The sequence below is a fragment of the Bradyrhizobium sp. ISRA464 genome, assembly GCF_029910095.1.
GTDB lineage: Bacteria > Pseudomonadota > Alphaproteobacteria > Rhizobiales > Xanthobacteraceae > Bradyrhizobium.
The window spans coordinates 6,356,252-6,381,825 of the sequence record NZ_CP094526.1 but is presented as its reverse complement, the minus strand read 5'-3'; the positions used below and the strand labels follow the sequence as shown (position 1 = coordinate 6,381,825).

The window sequence follows — 25,574 nt, the reverse complement described above, 5'->3', positions numbered from 1 at the left end:
GCGATCCCGCGCTTGGGTCGCGGCACAATCAGGAGATTCGGCAAGGCCGGCTCGTCAGTTACAAATCGAGTGTCAGTCACTCCAAAGTGCTGCTGGCTGACACCCGCTCTTATGCGCCGCTGTCTCGGCGAGGCGGCGTTGAACCGCAAAGTTCTGCATCGCGAACGCCGCGCTCTGCCGATCGAGGGCCGGATAGATAGACCCGCAACAAGCTGGTCGAGTCTGCAGTTCAGTCGAGCATCGAAGATCCGTGTCCGGGGGCGGTGAGATTGGCGAGTGATCCACATGATTGGTCTTGCGGGTTATGCCGGCTGCCGCGTTACTGCCGGGTGACCTGGCGTAAACCGGCGAGCAGCTCGTCGAGCAGCCGCGGTGCCCGATCAAGACTTTGCTGGCCATGCCAAGTGACGAAGCCAGGCTGAGCTGCCGAACGGCAATCGAGGGAATTTCGGCTGGCGCGCATTCGAGCGCCCAAAAAGACGAAAGATAATCTGCAAGGTTCTTCTCAATGGCGACAAAATGCTGCGGCGGGGTCAATAGTGACGAGAACTGTTGCGTCGCGGTGGCGCGATGATGTAGAGGCGCGCGTGCGCAACGGTGTCGCATCGCGCTCCTCATCAAGTGCGCCTCATAGGGCACATGACCCAAAACGATGGGATAACGTCGCCGCTCAAGATGTTGTGGCGGCCGCGGTTCGCTGACCCGCTTCTGGGCGCGTCAACGGAGCCGATCCGGATCGGTGCGTCGGACGAGGGATGATGTAGATGATGGATCAAGCCGTGACGTCGGAGTTGCCGCCGATCTTGCGGAGGTCGTCCAGGCGCCCCCCTGTGTGTTCTGGTGCTCTTAGTTTTCTGCCTCGGGCTGGGCGCTGCGGGAGTTTATTTTGGGGCAAGCATCGAAGAGGTTGGCGAGGTAGCGGCCTCCCGTGAAGCTGTCGCACCGCTGGCCTTGTCTGGCAGGACAAGGCAGCCCTGTCTGAAATTCAATCAGGACAACGCGAGGTCGGCGATGGGATCGCCGAGCTCAAGCTCAGCATCGATGCCCAACGGGCCGACCTAAAGCGAATCGCGGATCAGATCGCAGCCTTGGCTTTACGAATCGATTTGTTGCAGAAACTGACGTCCTCCGCTTCTTCTTCTTCTTCCTCTTTTGTTCCTCGTTCGCCAGACCAAGCCGTTGCGAACCCCGCCAAAAGAATGCCGCGGTCCGCCAAACCACAAGGGCCAGTTTCAGTCGGAGGGGCGCCGTTGACATCGAGCTCAAAGACAGACGAGCCTTGATGCTCTCAAGAGTGCGAACGGCGCAGTCCCGCCCGTGAAAGGCGCGAGAAATACACGTCGGACCGGTAGCTGATGCTGTTTGCCGGCCGAGCATCACGCGGCTTTCTACCATCAGATGCTTCGCGGGGAGCGGCACGCGTGGACTATCCCAAGAGTCATCGTGAGGTTTCTCGCGGCTCGCTTCGCTCAGTCAGCAGAGCGAATAATCAGCCGTGTGAGAGGAAGGTTGCAGCTCCATCGCACGCTTCGCCGGCAATGTTGAGCCGATGCTGTCAGCCGCACCACTGCAGAGGAGCGGTTGATGAATACCGAAGCGCCCGACCGAAGATGGAACGGAGCCGCAGCAGCCGCAATCTTATCCTGTCTGGCCCTGTTAATAGGGTGAGCGGCCGAGATAGGCGTCGAACGCGGAAGCAACCGCGCGAAGTACAAAGCGGTGCTCCTGCTTTACGCGGATGAAACCCTTATCGATGTCCACGAGGCCGTCCTCGGCGAGCATCTCCAGGCGTTCAGCCGAATCAAGAAAAGCGGCCGGGTCGAACCCGTGAGCGGCGCAGATGGCCGACACATCGACCTGCAAGTCGCACATCAGCCGCTCGATGATTGCGGCGCGGAGGCGGTCTTCGTCGGTGAGAGTGTAGCCCCTCGATATTGCCAGACGGCCGGCCCTGATGTGCTGGTTGTAGGAACCCGTCGCGATTTCGTTCTGGACGTAGCCATCACCAAGACGGCCGATGGCCGACGGGCCGAAGCCGATCACGGTCTTGCAGGTGTCAGCCGAGTAGCCCAGGGAGTTGCGTCGCAGCCGGCCGGCTTTCTGCGCCAGCGTAAGTTCGTCGTCCGGCAAGGCAAAATGGTCGAGCCCGATTTGACGGTAGCCGGCGGCAACCAGCGTATCGGCCACGGCCGCAGCTTGCTCGGCGCGAGCGGCGTTATCCGGGAGTGCTTCCTCGTCAATCAAGCGCTGTCGCTTCATATAGGACGGAACGTGCGCGTAGCCGAAAACCGCGAGCCGATCGGGGCGCATGGCAATCGCCGTTTTCGCAGACTGGACGCAGGACGGTACGGTCTGATTTGGGAGACCGAAGATCAGGTCGAAATTGATGCGGCGTATACCGTGTCGACGCAGACGTTCGACCGCGGTCGCCGTCTGAGCCTCGCTCTGGACCCGGTTGACCGCCTTTTGAACGATGGGATCGAAGCTTTGCACGCCGATGCTTGCGCGATTGACCCCGGCGACTCCCAGGGTTTCGGCCATCTCAGCCGTCAACGCGCGCGGATCGATCTCGATTGCGATCGTTGCCATTTTGCTGAACATGAAGCAGCGGCGTAGAAGTTCCAATAGCTCCAGGAACGCCGTTGGCCCGATGCTGGTCGGTGTTCCGCCACCGAAGTGCACGTCACTCACCGGTAACGCCTGCGGCACGTGATCTGCCACCAAACGGATCTCTTCTCGCAGCATTGCCACAAAATCGAGGATCGGCTTATCCCGACACGTAAGCTGTGTCGGAAAGCCGCAGTACCAGCAAATCGATCGGCAGAACGGAACGTGGAGATAGAGCGATACAGGATCGTCACCAGGAAGACGCCTCAACCATCTCTCACAGGCGCCGACGCTGACTGCCGCTGAGAACTCCGACACAGTTGGATAAATCGTGTACCAGGGCAGCCGAGCATCGCAGTATTTATCCAGGATTGAAGTCTGCAATGCTTTGCTGTCCCAGAGTTCTGTTGCCATTAACCTGTTCGCTGCGCGCGAACCTGTCTTTGCGCTATGTCAATCGGTCCGCCCTCGTTGCAAAGCCTGCGTTCCGTGATCTCCTTGCGAAGCGCGCGGCTTAGCGGCGGATCGCCGGTGAGGTGGCGTGAGACTAAATTTATCGATGATCGGCCTACATGCCGTGCCTACCTGCTAACCACCAACTCGACCCTGGTGTGATACGGCGCTCCTGCCAAATGGTTCACGCCGTGAATGACGCCGATCGAATAAGCCGGATCGCTCGATTAAGACACCTCTCGGACAGAGGCCTTGAACTCCACGTCGAGTTCCCGGGGTAATGAGTGCCTGAACGCGATCGTGCTCGGAGGACACCCAGCTTCGCCGCTGGAGGGTTTCGCGGAAAAAATATTTGAAAGCTTGAGGAGAGCGGACGCGTGAGGTCCGTTCTGCGGTGCATGACGACAGCGGCAATGTTGTGAGACGCTGACGATGAGAGCATCATGCCTTCCTTGATCGTTGTCGCAAGGCCCGCGCGATCACGAACGGGAAACTGTTTACGGAAGGGTGCGCCGAATTGGAAATCATACAACTTGACGCTACGTACGATTCAAGCTCCCGCACGGTTGCGCACGAATGTATTTTTGAACACCCGGGCTCAAGCGCAGCGCGCCTCAATTCCGCCACGCTACTTGTTTCATTCCCGGCAATATCATCCGGATGTACTGATGATGTGGGGTGGACCCGGCGCACTTATTACCCGGCAAAGTGCGTCGGGGGCGCCTTGGTTCAGGGCCTTCGATGACCAGAGCCAAGCAGCTCATCTAGCTTTCATAAGAGTTTGGAACGTTCGATCCTGTCAGCACGCGCACGCGATGCGCTCTTGTGCGTCAGCACCTGCTGTCGTCTGCTCTCACGCAATCGCTTACTGCCCGTTAGGGCCGGAGCTTGTGTCATTCGCACAAAATCGCTCATGCTTTTCATCTCGGCATCGCGACGCCGAACATCGCCAAACGGACGTTCGATGGGTGGGACGCGCCAGGACGAACAGGCTCCCCAAGGGAGGCGAGGCGTGTGAAATGATATAGATACAATCTCTCGATGATCCAGCGCCGGTGGCGAGCGCCGGCCGATCGGTCGCCCTTGAACGCGTCCCGATTTTCGCTGTTTTGGAAACGAAGATTTGTCACGGCAGCCATGAATACTGGCCGAGCCAGTTTTGGGGCGGGGCGGTGAAGCGCGACATCGCCCCAAGCCGCCGGCTTGATCGCCAAGCGCCGTGCGCTCTTCCTAAGATCGTACTCACGTATGATTAAACTAACGGTTGCATATGGAACTGAGCGAAGGCCGACGGAAGATCGCCGCGATCAAGTTCGACCGGGATGGAACCAGGGCTCAATCACCACAATGTTGAGCAGGAAGCTGCTATTCTCACCGGAATAGGGGAGGGTCGGGTTTTCATTTTGCCCGCAATTGCCAATCTGTCCTTGCCTAGTATATCTAAATCTATATATGCGGATATACGCGTAGTGTAGAGAGCTGCGTCATGGCCTTCTATATTAAGAATCCGGAGCCCGATGCGCTGGCCCGCAAGGTGGCCGCGCTCAAACGAATTGGCCTCACCGAGGCCGTGCACACCGCGTTGGCCCATGAGCTCGAGCGCGAACAAGGCACTCCCTCCCTAGTCGAGATCGGCGTTCGGTTCTGCAGCGAGCTGCGCGCGAAAGGCAATCCGGCGAAGGGCCAACCGGCCGACCGGGCGTTCCGCGACAGCCTGTACGAGGATGGCTGATGTTCATCGATGCCTCGGCGCTGACGGGCGCTGTTCACTGATGAGAGCGAAGCGCGCGAGCTTCTGGCCCGCCTGCAGATGACGCGAACCCGCCTGACTTCGCCGCTGGCGGCGTGGGAGGCGGCAATCGCGGTCGCGCGGGTGCTCAACCTGCCGATCCACGAGGCGGCGCAGGCATTAGAATCCTATCTCGTGCTGGTCAAGATCGAGATGGTGGCGGTGCCGCCGCAGGCGGCCAGGATCGCGCTCGACGCCTTCGATCGCTACGGCAAGGGCCGCCATCCCGCGCGGCTCAATTTCGGGGACTGTTTCGCCTATGCCTGCGCCAGACACCTGGGCCAGCCCTTAATGTTCAAAGGTGGCGATTTTGCGCAGACTGACATCGAGGCGGCCTGACCGGAGTGCGGCAAGAGGCCGACGTCGCCCCCAGGGCGCAGCCAACCCACCAACGTGACAGAGGCGCAAATCTCTAGTTCTCGGTGGTCCAAACTTCGGTCTCGCTGCAACAATTCCGAGAGGTTAACCGCAACTCAGTGGCAGGTCACGAGGGAAGGTTGAGAGTGCCTATCACGGTGAAAAGACACGGCTATCGCATATGGCACTGGCGAGCTTATGTGATGGACGCTCCGAGATTCGTCGGGCACCTTGTCCCGGCAATGACGTCTTTTTCGCCGGGAAGCCAAGACATGGATGCCAAGGGCGGCCCAAGGCCGGCATGACGAGTTTGTGGAGTTATCCAACGTAAAAAGGGCGCATCGAAACCGCGGCACGAGCCGCATATGCGACAGCTCTGGGTAAAAGCGGGCGGCAGCCACCTAAACCGGCTGGCAATAAGAATAGTAGAGCTGCTGCGAATGAGTTGTCACAGCATCGCAGTGACCTTGGCATCGAGTAGTCTCTCGACGCGCGCTTGGGCTGAAATCCGGCCTGGAGGTGTCGTCTTACAGCGCCTTGCTTGATCGACGTCAACCAATGTCAGGCCGCACGAACGGCATTGTCGCATTTCCTCCTGATGTCGCGATTGCTTCAATCTGCAGTGCGCTGCAATCCTGGTCAAGTACTTGTCTTGATGGTCGATTTTCTCAGCTCCTGCGATTGGTACGACACTTGCTGCTGCCACCCCAGTTCTTCTCCCGCCTGGAGATGCGCATGCAAAGTGTCCTCTGCGTCAAGCAGGTCTCTCGGCTCCACGAGTGCCTGGGTAGCCCGGCCGGCATGCACTGGGGAAGCCGATCGCCATTGAGCCATACGATTTGTTCGCGCCGAACTGAGAGCTGCAGACGCCTCATAGTCGCGCAAGGAGCGCTCCATTCGCAACGATTAGGCCCGGCACCTCACCGATCGTGTGCTCGCCCGCAGCCACATACTGACGACCAGATGCGGGCCGGTAACGCCGATCTGCAGGATCGGGACGGGATATGACCCACTTGATTTCGTCTTCGCCGGCAAGCCGAGCATCAACCGCGCAACAGCCTTGGTGGTGTCCGGTGTCGCGAAGCGGGTCAGCACGCTGTAGTTCACCAAAGTGGAGAACCTCGTCATCCCGGCTCTGGCCGAACGCTCCCTCGAGATGCAGCGAAGCGTCGTTGATGCCGCGCGGCGACCTCGCAAGAGCAATTGTCGCCTCTAGCGACTTCCGAGGGTTTCCGGCACGCCCGGCGTGCTGTTTAAGCCTGGAAAAGCGAGCGTCGCCGCAGCGCTGCTGCTTGATCGACCCGCCCGCGATTTTGCACCTGCCGCAAAGAGTAACGGATCCGACAACAGCGGCTGCCACGGGCGGAGCGTCTAAGCGCGCAAAGAGTGGAGTCGGACAGTGCAGTTGATCGTACAGAACTTGCCTTCGCCCAGAGCAAGCTCAATAGAACGGCGCGAGGCTGACCGTTTGGCGCGCCCTCCAGAGGCGCCCATAATGGATCTTTTCAGCTTCACCGAATGCGCAAATCAAACGCAATCCCTCAGAGTGTTATTCGAGCTCCTGGTGAGCTGCGCGAGCAAGGAGGGATTCAGCGAAGTTGCCTACGGAGCGCTCAATTTCGTGGAGCCGCTTCGTTTTCCGGAGTATCCACCGCCCACAGTGGCCGTGAAATGGCCTGCAGATTGGTGCGATCGATATTTTAAACGCAAGTACCATACGATCGATCCAATCGTCCGCCGAACACCAATGCTTGCTCGGCCGTTTCTGTGGGATCAGCTCCCCGAGTACTATCAACTCCAGGCCGATGAAAGGCGGGTACTGAATGAAGCCAGAGAAGCGGGACTGAAGCACGGAATGAGTGTGCCATTGTTCGGGCCGCTTGGACGACTCTCGGTGGTATCGTTTGCATCGCCGTCTGACGATGTTGATCCTCGACATCGCATCAGCCATCTCAACGCGCTCGCTTGGCACTTTCACACCGCGTGCGTGGAGATCGTGCGTCCCTCCGACGACAGCTGCAATAGGAAAGTGACGCTCTCCGAGCGCGAATTAGAGTGTATGCGGTGGGCGGCAGAGGGCAAATCGTCGTGGGAAATGGGGGTAATATTGAAGATCAGCGAAAACACAGTTAACTTTCATCTCAAGAACGCGATGCGTAAACTGGGTGCGACAAGTCGGATCCAAGCCATCATTATTGCGATGCGTCTCAATCTTCTCTGAAACCAACTGCGTGGAAGTCGTGTTGAGCGAATGCAGATGTGACATCGGATCCTGACACGTCCAGGAAGTTGGCGCGGGACGTGTTGCAACGATCACAAAACGCCTCTGGGCATCGCGAACCAGAGTAGCCCATTGAGGACGATCGGTCCTGACGAGCCGAACCGGCTCGCCGGAAAAACGAGCCCGCGATCTCGAATCGGGGAGCTTGGAATGCGGCAGCCGCATGAATGATTGTTGCTCGCGACAGACGCACCAAAAGCAGGAGCCCCGACCAAAGGTCGGGGCTCCTTGATCCGTCGCCCCAAGCGCGCAGAGATCAGTACTTGGGCAATGCCGGGCCGAACTTGTAATTGAGCCGCGCGGTCACGAGATCGATATCCTGGCTGATACGATCGGTGGCGACCCCGCCAGCGGCCGTGGTGAAGGTGAGATTGCTGTCTGGCATGAACAGGTGGTCATACTCGACGCCAACCGACCAGCTGGGCGTCAGGCTGACTTCAAAACCCGCGCCGATCGTACCACCCCAACGAATATTGTCGCTCTTGGCAAGCTCGGTACCGGTAGACGCCGCGTTGATCTGATAGGTATTGCTGGTCACCGCAGCTCCGCCCTTTGCGTAGAGCAGAACGTTATTGAACGCGTAACCGATCTGACCGGTAAGCAGACCGAACGCATCGACCTTGGTGCGAATCGTATCTGCGGGGAAGGCAGCGCTCACATTGGAGCCGCTGAAGTCGGCCCAGTTACCTTGGGCTTCGAGACCGTAGACCGTGTTGAATATCTGCCAACGATGGCCGATCTGGCCACCGAGGGTTCCGCCAACCGCGTCATGGCAGCCCTCGGGTAGGATGCCCCCGGCGTCCCAGCAGTTGCGGCTCGAGCCCCAGCCGCCATTGATACCGATATAGTAGCCCGTCCAGTCATTGAGCGTGGCGGTTACGGGGGGCGGGGGAGCCTTGGCGATCGGCTGCGCAGCGAGGTCCGCGCCAAATGCAGGCGTCAACGCGCCAAGCGCGAGGATGCTTGCAGTCAAAAGCAGCAAATTCTTCATTCTGGTGTCGTTCCTTTCGATGTGCCCGGCGCTGCGCGTCTTAGCAAGATCGTCACGAATTGCTGTAACTTCAGCACAACATGTTTTCGGAAGAAATGGCTGCAATCGTACGCTGCGTCAGCTTGCAGAGTCGTCGTGATGATGCGTGATGACGACGGCAGCCGCTTCGTCCTGCCGCAGGCCATTGTCGAAAGCGGCAGGTGCGAGCTCCCACCGAGTATCATTCGTCGGGCGGGACGCAGGTCGTGTGCCCGCACTTACGACGTCATGATACTCGCCGAGTCGCGGACATTGGCGCGCCACCCGGATCTTATCGATCGCTCGGTCGTCGCTCGTTTTGATCTGGCAAAGAACGATCTCGACCGTCCAGTGGACTCGTGCCTCGATCATAAATGCTTATTCGGCGCTGGGCATTGCCAGACTGAGATCCTCAGACGCCCACCTTTAGTCCGGAAAGCGGTCGCTAACATCTCTCTATCCCCGCCTATCGTTTTGGTGGCCCCGCCAGTTCGGCACGTAGCTTTGCTATCGCCTCGTTTGCTAGCTTCAATGTGCTGCGTTCACCGCTCATAATTGAGCATTGCAGATGAGCTCGCAGTCGGCTGTGCAAAACTGTCTTGCGAGTGTGTGCCAAGATCGGATCGGCCTCGACAAAGCGCCACGCCTTATCAAATGCAGCGCTTACGAGAGCCTGCGGCGTTTGATCGGGCTTGGATAAAGTCTGGTCCATCTCAAATGCTCCTGCGACATGCTGATGCAGAGGGTGATGAGCAATCCGGCTCCCCGATTTGCGTGCTCAGCGTGCCATAGTGGAGCATTGGATCCGTTGGCGGCATGCCCATTGAGGGAGAACTCGACGCGGCCGCTGACATTAATAGCAACGCTCGTTGAACTTGAGATGACCCGCCGTCAGGTCTCGAAGTAATTTGCATTGCTTGTGGCCGAGTACTCTGCTTGCGGTGGCGGCCGTGCGACATGGACTTTGAAGTCGTAACCGGCTTTTGCGCTCTTCCGGTGCAGCGATCCGATCGTTCAATTTAGCGCTTCCGAACTTTAGAGCGGCTTTCTGCAAATTTGTTTCCGGGACGCTCGTATTCGTGACATGCCCATCCGGATCGGGACTGTTGCCGAGGTGCCCGGATGCGGAAGTCCGGCGCGCGTGGCGCAGCGTTTGCTTCTCAGCGGAGCGAATCGTGCATGAGAGAGGAGTGGTGGTTCAATTGAGGCGATCATGCCTAGCAGCGCGGGCACGCTTGCCCGATTGTGGGCTTCACGCAGCGTTCGACAGGTGCGGGGATGTCGTTCTTGGTGGGTTGATGTAACCGTCAAAAGTTCGCGGTTCACCGAGTTGCATTGCATGCCGGCTTGCATGCCGGCGCAAACGAACGAATCGCTGCCGTATCAGCTCTCGTCGGCACGCGGCCATTGCGATAAGCATCTTGTCGTCGTGGCTCCGGCGGTCTGCAGCGTAAGCCAGGTCCCCGGTTGCTTGCCGGCTTTCGCTCGACAGCGGAAAGGATGCCGCTTAGTTCGTCGTCTGTGATGCTGGCCTCGCGCGACGGACGCATGGCGCCCGTGCGCCTTGCATCACGCCAGCAGGACAACGACGATTTGTGTCGAAGAGGAATTGCGGCAGGCCGGAAAGATGCTTGTTGGCAGCTCGCAATCTGAGAGAATAGTCTTCGGATAATGCGGCATCAGAGCATCTATGAACTGCACGCGCAAGGATTGGAGGTCGGCTTTATCAATCGGCAGGAGCAAAGTGCCGCAGGAGTTGGATCGGAAACATGCAGCCGACCCTCGGTAATCACGGCATGCGACAAAATGAACTTGGCGACTGTCGACCGGTTGGTTGGAGTTTGCAAGGCTTCTGGTAAGGCAGCGATCGCGAGGTCAAAAATTCTGCCGAGAAGCTGAAGGTCTTCCGGATAGTAGACAACGTTGGGTCCCTGTAATATTCGTCCGGTTTCCCGCTCGCCAACGCCATCGCTGGTTCTCGGCCTATCGAGGCTATCGCGCTCTGTTTCCGCCACTATCAGTGCGCTTGTCAGCGCGTTGAGCAACTGAATCGTTTCGCGAGCACCCTTGTCTTCGCAAACGGGTCCTGCGCTGGCGTCTGCCAGCTGGTTGGCGCCGTGTTTGAAGCAGTGAGTGCTTGAATCGCAACGCTCGATGTCCACTGTAGTTCTCCGGATTAATCGAAAATGAGTGATAACTGCGGGAAGACGAGTTGTCTTCCCAATTCCGCTTGGTAGGTCTTGACCTCGCGCGGAAACCCCGTGTCGATCAATGACCTGCGTCTTCGCAATCGACGTCCGTTGAAAGTCAGGCGCGTAGGTGCCGGACTCGGGACCGCAGCGCCCTGGTCTTCATCATCGTTACAAATCGCACAACCTCCCCATGACGTTCCGGTATGATCGTGAACTGCTCTGATGCGCGGCGGGTGCACGGAGCGTATCTTGACGCTGAGATACGATGACATCGACCATTGGCGGGGGCGTGGAGAGCGATCACGTCATCGGACACTGGCGAACGGCTTTCCGACAAGCACACAGCGCTTGTCGCTTCCAAAAAATCGGCGAGAGCCGGGCATAAGACGCGAGCGAACTATCGGCCGTAGCGGGCAGGTCCACTGCGAGATTGCTTACTCATCGAGATTGCCAAGCAGGCGGCTTGAGAAGCGCTGTCATGAAAAGCACGAAAAAAACCGGACGAGCTGCGATGATCAAATGGCCGAACGTTCTGTCATTGGTCCGACGCAGAGGAGCAGATGCATTGCGTAAGAGCACAAACTCGTTTCGCCAGAGAGCAGCCCGGACTGATCGGCGGAAGGTGGCGGCCGTGCCGGTGGCCAGTCTGACGACCCGCGCAGGGCTGCACAAGGCGGTCCTGGCGATTGGCGACAGTTCGTTGGCTTGGCTCTCGCGCGGCGTACCCACGCGCACCAACCGATGAAAGGAGGCGAGACCCAATCGTTCTGATTGCTCGCTTGGCGAAAGATGATTGTTATTGGCCGAGCGCGTGATCGGGCGAGGTGAACCGACTGCCACGGCTGCGCGATGATCGCAAGCTGACGGGCAGGGACCTCGATGTTGGGGCAACAGCTTGCTCGCAAAAGGTCGCTTCGGCCTGCAGGGACCGAAGATCTGGAATTGCTCGTGATGTGACATTCCGGGGATGCTTTTTAAGAATTGGCAGTTGAGTATGGGCGTTCGACTGGAACCGGTAAAATCCATTGTGTTTATGGAACGCATCCAGGCCACCGATCGGCCGTGGTCGATGCGCGGATAGCCTCATGCGTGTGCCTTGAGGCAAGTGCGGGATATGGGTCGATGGTCATGATTGGCGACTGCGTCCCTGAACCACGAGCACTCAGCATATATCCGTCATAGGTGCGATATGGGCGGACTTGGTCCGGCTTCTGCGCGCTTCGACATACGGACCGATCGTCTCAAAATCGAGGACCTAGGAGCTTGCCAATGACCAGGGCGGACTCGCCGAAGCGATAAGCAGATCCGAATCTGTATCGGCTTGGGCGAGGGAATAGCGTTGCGGGAATGTACCCCCATAGCGTCAGGCAGGCGGCCTCGGACCGGGTTTCGATGCCCTCGGCGACCGGGATAAGCGATACGAAAGCCCGCTACTGTACTGGACTTTCGGCTTCTGCAACGAGCAGGTGTCGTCAGTCCCGACATATGCAAAGTGCGGCCCAGCCGGGACGATGACGATTGGTCGTGACCGTGACCATCTCCTCGAGGAGAGCGCTTGAACGTCAGCCTGCCGACGGAGCAAATTGACTTCGGCATGGAACATCGGAGAGTTGTTAATCGGACCGATCGGGAGACGAGCCCTACCAGAACTCGTAGTTGGTCCACTCTCGGGAATACGACTACCTGTGGGGCGGACTGTTCGAAGGCTGCCGAGGTTGGAGTGAAGCGTGGTCAAGGCAAAGTCGCGAGTTGAAAAGCCCACGCTCGCTGATCCAGACGATGATCCCTATCTGTGGCTGGAACAGATCGAAGGCAGAAGAGCGCTTGACTTTGTCGAGCGGCAGAAGAGTAGAACGCTGCAAGCGTTTGGCGGAGCGGCAACCGGCCGCGATCGCGACACGCTCACGGCGATCTACGACCGGCCAGACAATATTCCCTATGTCAGCCGGCGCGGTGGCTATCTCTACAATCTCTGGAAGGATGCTGACAATCCACGCGGGCTCTGGCGGCGAACCACTTTAAAGGAATTTCGCAAGCCGGAGCCGAGGTGGGAATTCCTCCTCGACATCGATCAGCTCGCCGCCGCCGAGGGTGAAGACTGGCTATTGAGGGCGACAGCCTGGCTGCCTGGGTCTCATTCGCGGACGATTTTGAGCCTGTCGCGCGGCGGCGGCGATGCCGTCACTCTGCGAGAGTTCGATACCGAGGCGAAAAGCTTTGTTCGCGGCGGCTTCCTCCTGCCGGAAGCCAAGAGCAGCGTCGATTGGCTCGACCCGGACACGCTGGTGCTGTCAAGCTCTTATGGAGACGGCATGGCGACGACCGCCGGTTATGCACGCACGGTGAGACTGTGGCGGCGCGGCACGCGAGCGAACCAAGCGACAGTCACGTTTGAGACCACAACCGATCATGTGGGCGTCCGTTGCGCAGTCGACCACACCGCTGCATCGCCAAGGATGTGGTACGTGGACGACGCGGACTTCTTCAATTCTGTCGTCTGGCTCGGCGATAGATCGGGCCCCACGACGAAGCTGGATCTGCCGAGCAGCATCCGGATACAGCCTCATCGCGACTGGCTTGCCATGAAGCCCCGCGAAACCTGGTCTCCGGCCAGGCAGACCTATGCCGCGGATACGGTCCTCGTCACCTCATTGGCGGCTTTCCTCGGAGGCAACCGTCAGTTCGACATTCTCTTCGAACCGGGCCCGCGCCGCGCGCTGCAGGGATTTTTTTGGAGCGCAGGCAGGCTTGTGCTCTCCATTCTGGACGAACTGCGGCCTGTCTTCGAAATAGCTACGCCGCACGCAGACGGTTGGACCCGCGAGCAGTTGCGTGGACTGCCCGATATCGGTGTCGCGGACGTCTGGCCTCTCGATCGCTATCCGTCCGAGAGCAATGGCGACTTGCTCGCCAACATCCAGGATCCGCTTACGCCTCCGTCACTGATGTTGATCGAGCAAGGTGTCGCCAGTCCAGCCGTGCTCAAGCGGGAGCCCAAAGCGTTTGCCGCGGATGGTCTTGTGGTCAGGCGACATGAGGCCGTCTCGGTCGATGGCAAGCGCATTCCTTACGTAGAAACTGGTCCTGCGGACCAGACGGGCAAAGCGCCGGTCCATATGAGCGGCTATGGCGGCTTTGGGCTTTCGATGAAACCATATTACAATTCGGCGCTCGGCAAGCTGTGGCTGGAGCGCGGCGGCACCACGGTGCTGGCGAATTTGCGCGGTGGCGGTGAGTTCGGCACGCGCTGGCACGACGCCGGCCGCTTCGCCGGCAAGAGATTGTCGCACGATGATTTCGCAGCGGTCGCCGCCGATCTTGTCCGCCGCGGCGTGACACGGCCGAAACGCATCGTCGCCGAGGGCGGATCGAACGGCGGCCTCCTCATCGCCAACATGCTCACGCGATATCCTGAGCGCTTCGGCGCGCTGTTCTGCACGGTCCCGCTGATCGACATGCGTCGCTACACCAAGCTGCTCGCGGGAACGAGCTGGATCGCTGAATATGGCGATCCCGACAAGGCAGAAGACTGGAATTGGCTGAAAACCTATTCGGCCTATCATGCCGCAAAGCCTGGCCGGCCCTATCCGCCGATCCTGATCGCCACCACGCGGCGCGACGATCGCGTTCATCCCGGCCATGCCCGCAAGATGGTGGCGAAGCTGCAAGCGATGGGCTATGAGGCCTATCTCTACGAACTCGCCGCGGGCGGCCACAGCTATGGCAAGAACAACAAGGAGCGGGCCGGCTTTCAAGCGCTCGGTTTCAGCTTCCTGAAGAGCAAGATCGGCTGGCTGGATGATGAAAATCCAACGAGGCAAGTGTCCACGACCTCGTAAATGCCAGTGCGATTATTGAGCAATATTTCGGCAAGCTCGGCTTAGGACGAGCCAAATCTCTGTGCCATGTGCAACGATGTCAGCCGCGGCCTGCGCTAATGGCCAAAGACAGGCAGAGTGCCTTCGAGGCGATATTGTTTGCCGCATCAAAAAAGGATGACAATCTGTCTGCAGAGATTGTCGCGCTACCATTTGTCGAAGTGACGATTGGAAATCTGGTCGGATCTCCAGGCGCCTTCTCTCACAGCGTAGCCTTCCAACGCGGCGGAGCGACAGCCTGGACCTCATCATTTCGCCGAACGCTGGGACCGACCTGGAGGCGCTCGTGGGGGGCGCGCAAGCGTCCTCCACGGACGTTCGTCGATCACAGGTTCATGTTCAGGATTTTTGTCAAAGACGCGGATGGTCCATGGTCACGCTCATGCTCGAACGCGGTGAAAAACCAGCGTGGCCGGAAAATCTATCCGAACGGGGCTGGAACTGAGGCTGCCCTGCCACACGATGTGATCCCAAGGGCCGCATGGCGGTCAGCATGCCCGAGCGATGATTTCGGATTGGATCGTGCTTGCGGTGTACAGCGAGACATCCAGCGGCAGATTCCCAAAAGCAAGCTGACAAAGCAGGTAGTTGGCGCCTGCCTCCTCCATCTGGTTAAGAAGGTCCTGTCGCACGGAAGATGGCGTTCCGACGACGCACAACTCACTCTCAAGTGCCGCATCGAAGGTCAGCGGCAGGTTAGGTGGTGTGGGAATGGCATTGAGCTCATAAAGAAATTTAAAGCTCTCCAGCCATCGTTGGTAAGCCGTTGCCGCCAAGGAGTAGGCGTCTTGGTGGTCGCGCGCAATCACAACCATGCGGAGCAACCCAAGGAATGGCTCCCGATCGCTCGCCTCAGCGCTGTGCGTTCGATGAGCTCGGAAGGCGTCCGTGACTGTTCGCACGATTGAGGAGGGACCTACACATGCGAGATTGGCGCCGTTCGCGGCCGCCCAAGCCGCCGACTCGGCTCGATTGCTGGCGATCCATGTCGGCGGATTGGGACGCTGATGAGGCCTCAGCGTCACAGGGATGCCGCTGAGTTCAAAATGCTGCCCCTGATAGGACAGTGAATGCTGTTTCATCGCGCTCGCAAGGATTTCGCTGGCTTCGTCATAGCGGCTCGGCGCGACGTCGGCGCCAATACCGAAATAGCCCAACTCGATCGGCACCGAGCCTCGTCCGATGCCGAGCTCGAGCCGGCCGCCGCTCAATTGGTCCAACATACAGACTTCTTCAAACGCGCGTAATGGATGATAAAGATTGAGCAGCATGACCAGAGGACCAAGACGAAGGCGCCGCGTGCGCTGCGCGACACTTGACAGGAACAGATTCGGCGACGGACCTCTGCCGTGTGGGGTGCAGTGGTGCTCTGCCAGGTGATACGCGTAGAAACCAAGAGAGTCGCACTTCTCCGCCAATGTGAGACGGTCCGCGTATTGCTGAGCTGCGTCGCGGCCGTCGTCATCCAGATGGTCGAAGATGCCGCAGGTCAACTTTGAAGGAATGCCGTTGTTCATTCGAATTGTCTCCGATTGTAGGTTACTGCAGGCCGGCCCGATCCGCGCCGTCGAAGGAGCAGTGTTATCGACGTTCATGCATGCGACGGCTTGTCAGCATTCGTTGCCTCTTTGGCCGGTTGCACGATGCGCAAGCGCGAAGATGATCTCGGCCGCCCGCCGCCGTCACCCGGCGTTGGTTTCTACTTGTCGTCACTGTTTGCCGTTTGGACATCTGCACCCGCTGCATAACGTTCGCGCCTGGTTGCTGGCCGTCTTCAAGTGTGCGGAAATCGCGTGGACCGCGGCGAGAAACGCATCGATCTGGCTTGTTGTCCCGATACTAATGCGAATGCTGTTTTCCAGACCCTTGTCGGCAAAGAAGGCGACAAGGATCTTCTGCTTCTCCAGGGCTGCCTGCCACCATCTGCCGTCTTGTGGTCCCGGCACGCGGGCAAGCACGAAGTTTGCGTGGGACGGCGCCACGCAGAAGCCAAGCTGCGACAATTCGGCGCTAACTCTCTCCCGTTCTTGCTTGATATGCCGATGATTGGCTTCATAAGCGCTGCGATGTGCAAGAATGCTGATGCCAACCGCGTGAGCGATCACATTCATATTGAAGACGTTCTGGATGTTACGGAGTCTGCCAATGAGCTCGGGATGACCGATACCAAAGCCAACGCGAATGCCCGCGGCGGCATAGCTTTTCGAGAGCGTCCGCAGGATGAGAAGATTTGGATAACGGCTAAGGAGACGCAGGCCGTTGTCAGGAGCGAAGTCGACATAAGCCTCGTCCAGAACGATCAGGCGATCGGATTGGGCCAGCAGGCGTTCGATATCGGCGATCGGAATGAAGAGTCCGGTCGGATTATTCGGGTTCGCCAACAGAAGAAACTTGGCAGCTGTTGCAGGCCCGGACAGAAGCTGTTCGATCGGCAAACGCTGAGGAGCTGCGCATTCGACCTCTATCAATTGGGCAGCTTGCAACATGGCGAGCTTGCGGTTGAACGTGAAGCCTGGGGCGACCATTGCGATGCGGTCGCCAGAGACAAGGAAAGCCTTGTAGATCAAGCCGAGAAGTTCAGATGATCCGTTGCCAGCGATCACATGATTCGTCGGGACGCCGTAGGCGTTGGCGGCTGCCTCCCTCAAGCGGAGGTTGTCATGCTCCGGATAGAGATGCTGCCGTTCAAGGGCCGCTAGCGCGCCTTGCATAACAATGGCGGGCATGGGGAAGGGATTCTCGTTCATATCCAGCTTCACGTAGCTTGTGTCTGGAGCCGCCCGGGCAGTTGGCAGAACTTCCAATCCGCGCGCCACCGGGCTGAGGGCGGAAAGCACGCTTCGCAGTTTATCGTCCGACATGGTGTGTTCTCCCTAAGAATAGCCAAGTGCCGGCGCAGCGTATGCGGGTCGATTGAGCTGATGAGACGTTGCAGGAGATTGATGATTGTTATTCGCGGACGACGCTGCAGGTAACCAAAGCCTCGCAGCGAGGGGAGGTCGAACCAGGAGTCCTCGACGCGAAATGACCGATACCAGACAGACTGTGACGAGCTCGACTTGTCGGCGCGAAGCAAATCATGACTCGTTCCGCGAGGAAGCGCTTCCGCGCCTAATCAGCTTTGGCGTCAGTGTTCCGGGTGCGAATTCGTCGTTCGGCACATTGGCATCAGACAAGTCCGATAGCACGACAGCGAGCACAACGAACGCGATGATGATCGCGAACGCCACGACAATCGCGAGGATCGCAACGCCTAGGTCGAGAGGATGTCTCGTCATGCGATGGCCTTGCTCAATATCCAGGCGCTATTCGGATCGGGACGATCAGTTCTGCTCGGCGGCTTCGATGGCGTTATCGTGCCAGCGATAGACGACGAAGCCTGGAGACGCGTTGTCTCCATTGGGATCGAATCGGACCGGGCCGATCACCGTATCGATCGGCTGCGAACGAAGCGCAGCGGCCACCCGTGTCGCGTTGAAGGATCCGGACCGTTTCACCGCTTCGGCCCATGCTTGGACGGCTGCGTAGGCGTAAAGCGTGTAGCCTTCGACGGATGAATTCGAAGCTTTGAGCCTTGCCACGACGTCGGCTGCGCTCGCGTTCTTGGCGGGATCTGGCATGAAGGTGAACAAGGTACCGTTCCCAGCACTGCCCGTGATGGCCCAGAATTCAGAGGTCATCAGTGGATCGTTCCCCACCACCGTCAGGCCGGTACCAGCTTGTGCCGCCTGTCGCACAATCAGCCCGATTTCAGTGTGATAGCCGCCGATATAGGCAATCTGGATCCCGTCCTTTTTCAGTCTCGAGACGAGTGCCATGTAGTCCTTTTCGCCGGCCACATAGCTTTGCCGCACGACACTTGCGCTGCCGTCGCGAAGCCTTGCCTCGACAATATCGGCAATGCCCTTGCCAGCTGTACTCTTGTCGTCAAGGACAGCGATCGCCTTGTTCGGATAGTGCCGCAGGATGTATTCGGCTGCCACGATGCCTTGGTGGTCGTCGCGGCCGCAAATGCGAAAGACGGTCTTAAGTCCGCGCTCTGTCAGCCGCGGATGGGTGGATCCAGGCGAAATCTGAATAATTCCCGCCTCGGCGTAAACATCGGAGGCTGGAATCGACGAGGACGAGCAGAAGTGGCCGACGACCAGCCGGACCCGATCGATGGTCAGCTTGTTTGCAACCGCGACGGCCTGTTTGGGGTCGCACGCATCATCGACGACACTCAATACGATCCTGGTGTCGGCAAGCAGGCCCGATGCGTTTAGCGCATCGACGGCCGCAGTGGCACCATCGCGCATCTGCTTACCGAATGCAGCGCTGCTTCCACTCATTGGACCAGCTACCGCAATGGAGACATCGGCGGCAGACGCTGCGGAAGCCAGGGCACAACACAGGATGGCTGCGCTTGCAGCGCAACGGATATGCCAACTCGACATTGTGGAGCTCCCGATGTTTGCCTTGTGCTGTCAGCCTGGTCGCTCCGATCATGGGCTGGTCGGTGCGATGGGCCAGGGTTATCCCCGATCGTTCGTCGAAGACCGTGGGACCCGGGTTAGACCGTACAATTTGACGCTAGGTGCGTTTCAAGCCCCTTATCGGGAGCGCGCGATCAATAAGTCAAAAATTCGTCGGCTGATGAAGCTACAGTAGAAAGAGATATGCGATAGCTCGCTCACCCCCCCCCCCCCCCGCGAAGGTCGGAAACCGGAGGTCAGTGACATCAGCATCAGGAGGCAGGTCGGCAGTCTCGTATGATCAGGCGGCGCCGCTCAGTACGGCTGATCCTCCAGGGCGGCGAGTGCGAGATCGAGATACTGCATGAGATTGGGATCCCAACCAGCAAGGCTCTGAGGCGCACTCAATCGCGCGAGCACTTTCAGGATTTTTGGGACGGTCGAATCGGCTCCTGCGATTTCGCCGATCAACTGGCGTGCCTCAAGAGCCACCGATCTTGTCCGCTCGCTGCATGGATGCTCGTCGCGATCCACACAGTCACGCAGTTCATCGCGGATTCGTCGCCACCGCTCCTCGCGATCCGCAGCCAGGGTGCACGTGCATGGTCGTGGCTCGGTGCGTTTCTCCACCCGCGCCATCGCATCCAGCGTGGCGGGCAGCTCATCTACACTGACGCGAACTTCGCCATCGGTTGTCATATTGCGTAAGCGGTCTCGCAACAGAGTCGCACGAGCAACTTGCAGCTCGATACGCTCCAGATGCTTGCGCAACAAGTCAGTAAGCGAGGTGCGTCCCTCCATTGCTCTGCGGATCTCCTGAAGGGAGAAGCCAAGCTCGCGCAGCGCTCGAATCTGATGGACACGTTGCATGCTTTCGCGATCATACATGCGATGACCGCCATCCGTGCGCCCCGAGGCGGCAAGGAGTCCGGTATGCTCATAGTGATGCAGCGTGCGTACCGTTACTCCGGTAGCATCTGCAAGTTCGCCAATGCGCCATCGACGCCTTCGTTGTGTAGCTTTGGTCATGTTCTTTCGATTTCAAAGCCTACAACCTGACGTCACGTGAGATTCAAGCTATTTCAATGACCTAGCTGAATCTTCTTCCATTCCGGCGCAAGCAAGGGGACGATCTTAGGGTGCCGCTCGATCAAGCGGCAGGGGAAATAGCGTCCATCAAGCTGATCAGGGACGCCAAGCCAGCTTCGCTCGTCGCTGCTCGCTCCAGAATGAGCTTTGCGATTGCCGTTCGGTTTTCAGGAGTGCGCATCGAGGCGGGCAGCGCAGTGACGGCTTTGTCAAACATCGTTCCCAGGACTGATGGATCCTCGGGATCGAAGATACCATTGTGCTGCTGCAACGTCGGGCTCCCTATTTGTCATTGTGCGAGGCGCGCGCCCATGGCCAAGACGTTTGGCTGCGGTAGGGCCAAAAGGAGACGGGCTGGCGGCGTGCAGCGGCGATGATGCGGTATGCCCTCAAGTGATGCCGTCGAGCAACACAATCGTGCATCGCTTTGTCTTGATGTCTCGCGAGCGATTGAGCGAGCCGTTCTTCGCACAATCTATCAGCTGACGACATTGGAGTGGCCGAGCAAAGCGAGAATAGCACTATATTGCTGCCGTCGGATGTTGGGCTCTGTTTCCTGAGCAGACTCTATTGCCGGCTGAGCGCCGTTGCTCGGGCGGGCGGCTCGATAGCAATTTGCGACGGGCTGCACAATAGGGTGGTGCAAGTGGTCAGTCTGAAAGCTGTCGCGCGCGAGACGACAATAGCAATCGGCAGAGTCCAAATGTCAGGCGGTTGAGGTGGCCAAATCCGGCATCCGATTCACGGGTGTGGCGCGCTTTATGGAATTGCGCTCACGATGAATGGGAGTCCGCCCTCACGAAGTATCCGGACGGGCGCTGATTGGTGGGAAGAATGGCTGAAGCGAGGTGCCGACTGGACTTCGAGCGTTTAGATGCTCGCGCGACGTCACGAGGAGGGGACATGCATGACGCTTCCTGTAACAGTATGTCTCGCATCCATATGCTTGCTGGATCACTATTGTGAAGAGCAGGCCACTGGACGGCTTCAGTGAATGCGGGAAGCGAGAACGGAAGTGTCACAATGCGCAGTGGCGTCGTTTTCTCGAAGTGCTTAACCAACCTTAGAGGCATCATTCCGATTCGGTCAGTACCTATCAGCATCGGTGGGATCATGCTGAAGCTTTGCACGACGAGGTCGACGCGGCGCTTGAGCCCATGTCTAAGCAAAAAATATTCTTCGATCGAGGGCTTTCGCGTCAGATCGCATCCAACGGCGACCTGCCCGATAGACATATATCTTTCGAGTGTAAGCCGACGCGATAGCCGCTTGTTCGTGTGACAGCCGACGCAGACGAGCCGTTCCTCGAATAGCGCTGCTTTAGGATGCCCGTTTGACATGAATGAATCCGGAAAAATCAGAAAGTCGACTTCCCCACGCCGGAGCAGCTGATCGTGGTCGTCGGCGACCGGCAGCAGTTCGAAGCTGACCGTGGGCGCTTCCTGCGCAACACGTTCCACGATCCGACGAAAAAACACCAGCGTGACGAAATCGGAAAGGCTGATCCTGAACCGGCGCTCCGATTGGGCTGGATTGAACGCCTCCCGCGAAATCACAGAAAGCTGGATGTGCAGCAAGGCCTCGCGAACGGGACCAGCGAGCGCTTCCGCCCGCGGTGTTGGGACAAGTGTTCGGCCGCTCATCGCAAACAAGTCATCGCGGAAATAGGCGCGCAGCCGGGCGACGGCAGCACTCATGGCCGGCTGACTGAGATTGATTCGGCGCGCTGCCGCGGTCAGGTTGCGCTCGGTCATCAGGGAATCGAGGGCGACGAGAAGATTCAGGTCAAGGCCCTTGAAACGCATATCTTTTCACCCCGCTGAAAGCGTTTGCGTTGCACTCCTTGAGCCGCAACGGTTAGGTCTGGAACGATCGCGCTAACCGTCCAGGAGGTCTCGATCTGGCGGCGCGATCGTGAGAAACAGCTCACGTGTTTGGGCCAACAGGCTGATCGACCCGAGGTGGAGCGGGCGAGGAGCGTGTAACTCGGCGGTTTCGGACCTGATCGTTGCCGCACTCCGGCAACAACATCCCTCAGCGTGAAGACCATTCTAGGTAGAACGCTGGTGTTCACGCCGACAATGTCGCAAGTGCGCTATCGACATCCGTGTGACGGAGCGTTGCTCACGATTGCCAGCCTACAACCTGACGCAGTGTAAGGTTCAAGCGTTTTCGTTCCACTGCTGTTGTTATGGTCCGTAAAGTGGAGCGTTCCTAGGTCTCTGCTGCCTTCGGCGAAGGCGCACGGTCGAATCCAGAGCATCACCATCGTGCAAGAGCCGATCGTGGTGCTTGCTTGGCAAGGTCTGGCAGCATCGGCAGGCGGGAGGCGCCCGCCAAAACCGGCTTTAGATCTGGATGAGTGGGACGTCGGCACCGGAAAGCTCGGCGGGCACGTTGGGTCCGCGCCGCGGCTATCGTCCGATCGAAGCCGGCCCTGCCAAGATGCCGTGAACGCGGTCCTGCTGAAACGTCGCAGGTCAGCGACCGAAGGGCCTTCGAATGCTCTCAGGCGCAAATCAGTATCCCCGCCCGCAACGGCTTGCGAAGGTTCGCGATCAACCTAGCAGCGTCTGCGACGTGGTGGCGTCTCGGGTGGCAAGGTCATGCTTGACGCTTCCTGCAGCAATATCCGCCGCATCCAGATGCTGGCCGGATCGGTATTGTGGGTGGCAGGCCATTGGATGGCTTCGGTGAAGGCGGGAAGGGCCAGCGGTGGTTCGACGATCCGTAGGGGCACCAGTTTTTCAAAGTGCCGAGCCAATCTTAAAGGCATTGTTCCGATCCGAGTGGTGTCCAATACGACCGGGGGGATGAGGCTGAAGCCCTGCACGACGACCTCGATTCGTCTCTTGAGGCCGTGCTCAAGCAAATACCACTCCTCGATATTGGGCCTCAGGGCTCTGCCGAACTTGGCCGCGACATGTCCCATCGACATGTATCTCTCGGCCGTGAACTTGCGTGCGAGCTGCTTATTTGTACGGCAGCCGACGCATACCAGTGTTTCCTCAAACAGACTGGCCTTGGGGTGCGCGCTCGACATGAACAATTCGGGCACGACAAGGAAATCGACTTCGCCACGTCTGAGAAGCTCGCCGGGTTCATCTGAGAACGGAAGCAACTCGAAGCGGACAGCGGGAGCCTCCCGAGCGACGCGGTCTATGATCTTTCGGAAGAATACGATCGTCATGAAATCGGAGAGGATAATCCGGAAGCGCCGGCTCGATTGAGCCGGGTCGAACGCGTCCCGCGAAATGATGGAGAGCTGGATGTGCAGCAAGGTCTCCCGAATTGGAGCAGCGAGCCCTTCTGCGCGCGATGTTGGGACAAGTTCGCGACCCCTCATCGTAAATAGTTCGTCGCGGAAGTATGTCCGCAGCCGTGCGATCGCGGCGCTCATGGCCGGTTGACTGAGATTGATCTTGCGTGCCGCTGCAGTGAGATTGCGCTCGGTCATCAGAGCATCGAGCGCAACGAGAAGATTTAGATCAAGGCCCTTGAACCGCATCTTGTGACTCTATCCATCGTATGGATGTGTTCTATCAAAACAATCGATTTTACCCAATCATGCCGAATGTTGGATAGCAAACATCAGTTGGAGAAAGTGAATCAGGCATAGCAAGATGGCTGTCGCTCTTCGCGCCGTGGTTTCCGAAAACAGTTCCAGGGAATGCGCGCAGCGTCAGCCGGGCCACGCTGGGCCGGTCTGTCTTGCTGGACTATGCGAACTGAATTCCGTCAATTTGGTTCGGCGGGCGCTTGGAAAGACTGACAGGCACCTACTTTCGATAAACCTTGGTATGGTTTTTTCATGCCTTTCCATACCGGCGATTTACCCGCGTACACTTGAGGCAACGATCGTCATTGACTTAGGTTCGCGACGACACGGCAGACGCGGATCGCGCGCGCAACTCTCCGTACCACCTGCGAAATGGTTCGCGCGTCCATCGCGTTCAAAGTGTATCGAAAATGCAAATGACACTCATAGATCGGCGGCCTGCGGTGCAGGAGATTGCAACCATCGCCCGTGCCGATAGCTCGTTCGACAGACCGCGAGGCCGTCGAAACGCTTCCGTGCTTTCGGCGTGTGATTGCCGGTCGGGCGGACGTGGTTGGCGGACTGCTCACGTCACCGAGGCCGCTTTCGAGCCGCTGTCGAAGGAGAGCACGCCATGAATATTGCTGTTTCAGGCTCGACGGAAGGTGTTCCCATGCGCTCTCAAGTGCAGTGGATCGTGCGCTGGGAAAGCGAGCTTCAGCTCGCCGACCATATCGAGCTGTCCGAATTCTTTCGAAAGAGCTACGGCCCGACGGGCGCGTTCAACGCGCAGCCCTTCGAAGGTGGTCGAAGTTGGGCCGGTGCGCGGCCTGAGCTGCGCATAATCGGTTACGATAACCGCGGCGTAGCGGCACATCTCGGCTTGTTGCGGCGCTGCATCAAGGTCGACGAAGTCGACCTGCTCGTCGCCGAACTGGGACTCTACGCTGTACGACCGGATCTCGAAGGACTCGGCATCAGCCATTCACTGCGCGTGATGTATCCGGTCCTCCAGCAACTCGATGTCCCATTCGGCTTTGGTACGGTTCGTCCAGCACTCGAGAAGCATCTCACAAGATTGGTTGGCCGACAAAAGCTCGCGACCCTGACCCCTGGAGTTCGCGTACGGTCGACCCGTCCAGACGTGTATCTCAATGTGCCGCCCACTCGGATCGAAGAGGTCATCCTCGTCGTGTTCCCGATTTCACGCGCAATCAGCGATTGGCCGACCGGCACCTTCATTGATCGGAACGGGCCCGAGCTGTGAAGCGGCGCGATTGTTTGTCCGTGGTGCGAAGCGAGTACCCGGACATTGACGGGAGTCGGAGCGTCTATTTGACGTTTGACGATGGCCCAAATCCGCTCTGCACGCCGGCGATCCTCGACGCGCTGGCGGAGCACCAGTGTCCGGCGACGTTCTTTGTCATCGGCGTTCATGCAGCCGATCAGCCCGGGCTCGTCCGACGAATGATTGCCGAAGGGCATGAAGTAGCAAACCACACAATGACGCATCCTGACCTGTCCCGATGCGAGCCAGCCGACGTGGAACATGAAATCGTCGCGACAAGCAGGCTCATCAATGCGGCGTGCCCGCAGGCTTCGGTCAGGCACGTGCGCGCGCCCTATGGCCGATGGACCGAAGAGGTTCTCGCTCTGTCAGCTCAGAGCGGGCTTGCGGCCCTCCACTGGTCGGTAGATCCACTGGACTGGTCTCGACCGGGCGTTGATAGCATCGTGAACACGGTACTGGCAGCTGTCCGGCCGGGCGCAGTTGTGCTGCTGCACGACGGATGTCCGCCTGGTGAGTTGGAGCTGGACCATCAAGCTGGTGATCGCGACCAGACCCTCATTGCGCTATCGACTCTGATCCCCGCGCTGCGCACGCGCGGGTTTGCAATCCGTCCGCTTCCTCAACTCCACTGAACAG

General features: G+C 58.8%; 17 protein-coding genes and 1 pseudogene. 6 read left to right on the top strand and 12 right to left on the bottom strand.

Annotated features, from left to right (window positions below; genetic code table 11):
• Window positions 1-1,656 precede the first annotated feature (1,656 nt).
• The gene (hemN, locus tag MTX19_RS29835; RefSeq protein WP_280984912.1) at window positions 1,657-2,991 is read right to left on the bottom strand and encodes an oxygen-independent coproporphyrinogen III oxidase; all 1,335 of its coding nucleotides are present in this window, start codon (window positions 2,989-2,991) and stop codon (window positions 1,657-1,659) included.
• A 1,555-nt stretch (window positions 2,992-4,546) separates the two neighbouring features.
• Here hemN and MTX19_RS29830 point away from each other — a divergent pair.
• Complete coding sequence (locus MTX19_RS29830) at window positions 4,547-4,792, top strand: type II toxin-antitoxin system VapB family antitoxin (RefSeq protein ID WP_280973111.1); 246 nt, start codon at window positions 4,547-4,549, stop codon at window positions 4,790-4,792.
• Window positions 4,792-5,188 (top strand): annotated as a pseudogene (locus MTX19_RS29825) (type II toxin-antitoxin system VapC family toxin). Before MTX19_RS29830 ends, MTX19_RS29825 begins: the two are co-directional and overlap by 1 nt.
• 924 nt (window positions 5,189-6,112) lie before the next feature.
• Here the strand turns inward: MTX19_RS29825 and MTX19_RS29820 are convergent.
• A complete protein-coding gene (locus tag MTX19_RS29820) occupies window positions 6,113-6,334 on the bottom strand; it encodes a hypothetical protein (protein ID WP_280973110.1) in 222 nt (73 codons plus the stop codon).
• A 367-nt stretch (window positions 6,335-6,701) separates the two neighbouring features.
• Here MTX19_RS29820 and MTX19_RS29815 point away from each other — a divergent pair, with 367 nt between their 5' ends.
• Complete coding sequence (locus tag MTX19_RS29815; RefSeq protein ID WP_280980514.1) at window positions 6,702-7,427, top strand: LuxR family transcriptional regulator; 726 nt, start codon at window positions 6,702-6,704, stop codon at window positions 7,425-7,427.
• A 316-nt stretch (window positions 7,428-7,743) separates the two neighbouring features.
• Here the strand turns inward: MTX19_RS29815 and MTX19_RS29810 are convergent, their stop codons facing one another.
• The 3 genes from MTX19_RS29810 to MTX19_RS29800 form a co-directional block, all read right to left on the bottom strand.
• Window positions 7,744-8,478 (bottom strand): outer membrane beta-barrel protein, encoded by a 735-nt coding sequence (locus tag MTX19_RS29810; protein WP_280980513.1) that lies wholly within the window; start codon window positions 8,476-8,478, stop codon window positions 7,744-7,746.
• Window positions 8,479-8,962: 484 nt separating this feature from the next.
• Complete coding sequence (locus MTX19_RS29805) at window positions 8,963-9,208, bottom strand: hypothetical protein (protein WP_280973106.1); 246 nt, start codon at window positions 9,206-9,208, stop codon at window positions 8,963-8,965.
• A gap of 976 nt (window positions 9,209-10,184) precedes the next feature.
• Window positions 10,185-10,658, bottom strand: coding sequence for a NolY (locus MTX19_RS29800; RefSeq protein WP_280980512.1), 474 nt, complete (start codon window positions 10,656-10,658; stop codon window positions 10,185-10,187).
• Window positions 10,659-12,415: 1,757 nt separating this feature from the next.
• Here MTX19_RS29800 and MTX19_RS29795 point away from each other — a divergent pair.
• On the top strand, window positions 12,416-14,527 hold the full coding sequence (locus tag MTX19_RS29795; RefSeq protein ID WP_280985600.1) for a prolyl oligopeptidase family serine peptidase: 2,112 nt from the start codon (window positions 12,416-12,418) through the stop codon (window positions 14,525-14,527).
• 527 nt (window positions 14,528-15,054) lie between these two features.
• Here MTX19_RS29795 and MTX19_RS29790 read toward each other — a convergent pair.
• From MTX19_RS29790 to nodD1, 7 genes are all read right to left on the bottom strand, one after another.
• Window positions 15,055-16,083, bottom strand: a complete 1,029-nt coding sequence (locus tag MTX19_RS29790) for an LLM class flavin-dependent oxidoreductase (protein ID WP_280973102.1) — start codon at window positions 16,081-16,083, stop codon at window positions 15,055-15,057.
• A 192-nt stretch (window positions 16,084-16,275) separates the two neighbouring features.
• Window positions 16,276-17,427, bottom strand: a complete 1,152-nt coding sequence (gene hisC, locus MTX19_RS29785; protein WP_280973101.1) for a histidinol-phosphate transaminase — start codon at window positions 17,425-17,427, stop codon at window positions 16,276-16,278.
• Window positions 17,428-17,889: 462 nt separating this feature from the next.
• Window positions 17,890-19,002 carry a branched-chain amino acid ABC transporter substrate-binding protein gene (locus MTX19_RS29780; RefSeq protein ID WP_280980511.1) on the bottom strand — a complete coding sequence of 371 codons (1,113 nt, stop codon included), beginning with the start codon at window positions 19,000-19,002 and terminating at the stop codon, window positions 17,890-17,892.
• Window positions 19,003-19,335: 333 nt separating this feature from the next.
• The gene (locus MTX19_RS29775; RefSeq protein ID WP_280973099.1) at window positions 19,336-20,049 is read right to left on the bottom strand and encodes a MerR family transcriptional regulator; all 714 of its coding nucleotides are present in this window, start codon (window positions 20,047-20,049) and stop codon (window positions 19,336-19,338) included.
• Between the two features lie 121 nt (window positions 20,050-20,170).
• Entirely contained in the window at window positions 20,171-20,380 is a 210-nt protein-coding gene (locus tag MTX19_RS29770; RefSeq protein WP_280980510.1) for a hypothetical protein, read from the bottom strand.
• 502 nt (window positions 20,381-20,882) lie between these two features.
• Window positions 20,883-21,914 carry a LysR family transcriptional regulator gene (locus MTX19_RS29765; protein WP_280980509.1) on the bottom strand — a complete coding sequence of 344 codons (1,032 nt, stop codon included), beginning with the start codon at window positions 21,912-21,914 and terminating at the stop codon, window positions 20,883-20,885.
• Between the two features lie 758 nt (window positions 21,915-22,672).
• Window positions 22,673-23,617 carry a transcriptional regulator NodD1 gene (gene nodD1 / locus MTX19_RS29760; RefSeq protein ID WP_280973096.1) on the bottom strand — a complete coding sequence of 315 codons (945 nt, stop codon included), beginning with the start codon at window positions 23,615-23,617 and terminating at the stop codon, window positions 22,673-22,675.
• 664 nt (window positions 23,618-24,281) lie between these two features.
• On the opposite strand from nodD1, the gene MTX19_RS29755 reads away from it, so the two are divergent.
• Together MTX19_RS29755 and nodB are read left to right on the top strand one after the other, a co-directional pair.
• A complete protein-coding gene (locus MTX19_RS29755) occupies window positions 24,282-24,914 on the top strand; it encodes a NodA family N-acyltransferase (RefSeq protein ID WP_280980508.1) in 633 nt (210 codons plus the stop codon).
• A complete protein-coding gene (nodB, locus tag MTX19_RS29750) occupies window positions 24,911-25,570 on the top strand; it encodes a chitooligosaccharide deacetylase NodB (protein ID WP_280980507.1) in 660 nt (219 codons plus the stop codon). Before MTX19_RS29755 ends, nodB begins: the two co-directional genes overlap by 4 nt.
• The last annotated feature ends 4 nt before the right edge of the window (window positions 25,571-25,574 follow it).

What these genes read in the sequence shown, in the direction of transcription:
- MTX19_RS29780 (WP_280980511.1), bottom strand. Translation starts at nt 19,002, where the DNA reads ATGTCGAGTTGGCATATCCGTTGCGCTGCAAGCGCAGCCATCCTGTGT.
- MTX19_RS29810 (WP_280980513.1), bottom strand. Translation starts at nt 8,478, where the DNA reads ATGAAGAATTTGCTGCTTTTGACTGCAAGCATCCTCGCGCTTGGCGCG.
- MTX19_RS29815 (WP_280980514.1), top strand. Translation starts at nt 6,702, where the DNA reads ATGGATCTTTTCAGCTTCACCGAATGCGCAAATCAAACGCAATCCCTC.
- MTX19_RS29765 (WP_280980509.1), bottom strand. Translation starts at nt 21,914, where the DNA reads ATGCGTTTCAAGGGCCTTGACCTGAATCTTCTCGTCGCCCTCGATTCC.
- MTX19_RS29805 (WP_280973106.1), bottom strand. Translation starts at nt 9,208, where the DNA reads ATGGACCAGACTTTATCCAAGCCCGATCAAACGCCGCAGGCTCTCGTA.
- MTX19_RS29755 (WP_280980508.1), top strand. Translation starts at nt 24,282, where the DNA reads ATGAATATTGCTGTTTCAGGCTCGACGGAAGGTGTTCCCATGCGCTCT.
- hisC (WP_280973101.1), bottom strand. Translation starts at nt 17,427, where the DNA reads ATGTCGGACGATAAACTGCGAAGCGTGCTTTCCGCCCTCAGCCCGGTG.
- MTX19_RS29820 (WP_280973110.1), bottom strand. Translation starts at nt 6,334, where the DNA reads ATGACGAGGTTCTCCACTTTGGTGAACTACAGCGTGCTGACCCGCTTC.
- MTX19_RS29775 (WP_280973099.1), bottom strand. Translation starts at nt 20,049, where the DNA reads ATGACCAAAGCTACACAACGAAGGCGTCGATGGCGCATTGGCGAACTT.
- MTX19_RS29790 (WP_280973102.1), bottom strand. Translation starts at nt 16,083, where the DNA reads ATGAACAACGGCATTCCTTCAAAGTTGACCTGCGGCATCTTCGACCAT.
- MTX19_RS29830 (WP_280973111.1), top strand. Translation starts at nt 4,547, where the DNA reads ATGGCCTTCTATATTAAGAATCCGGAGCCCGATGCGCTGGCCCGCAAG.
- nodD1 (WP_280973096.1), bottom strand. Translation starts at nt 23,617, where the DNA reads ATGCGGTTCAAGGGCCTTGATCTAAATCTTCTCGTTGCGCTCGATGCT.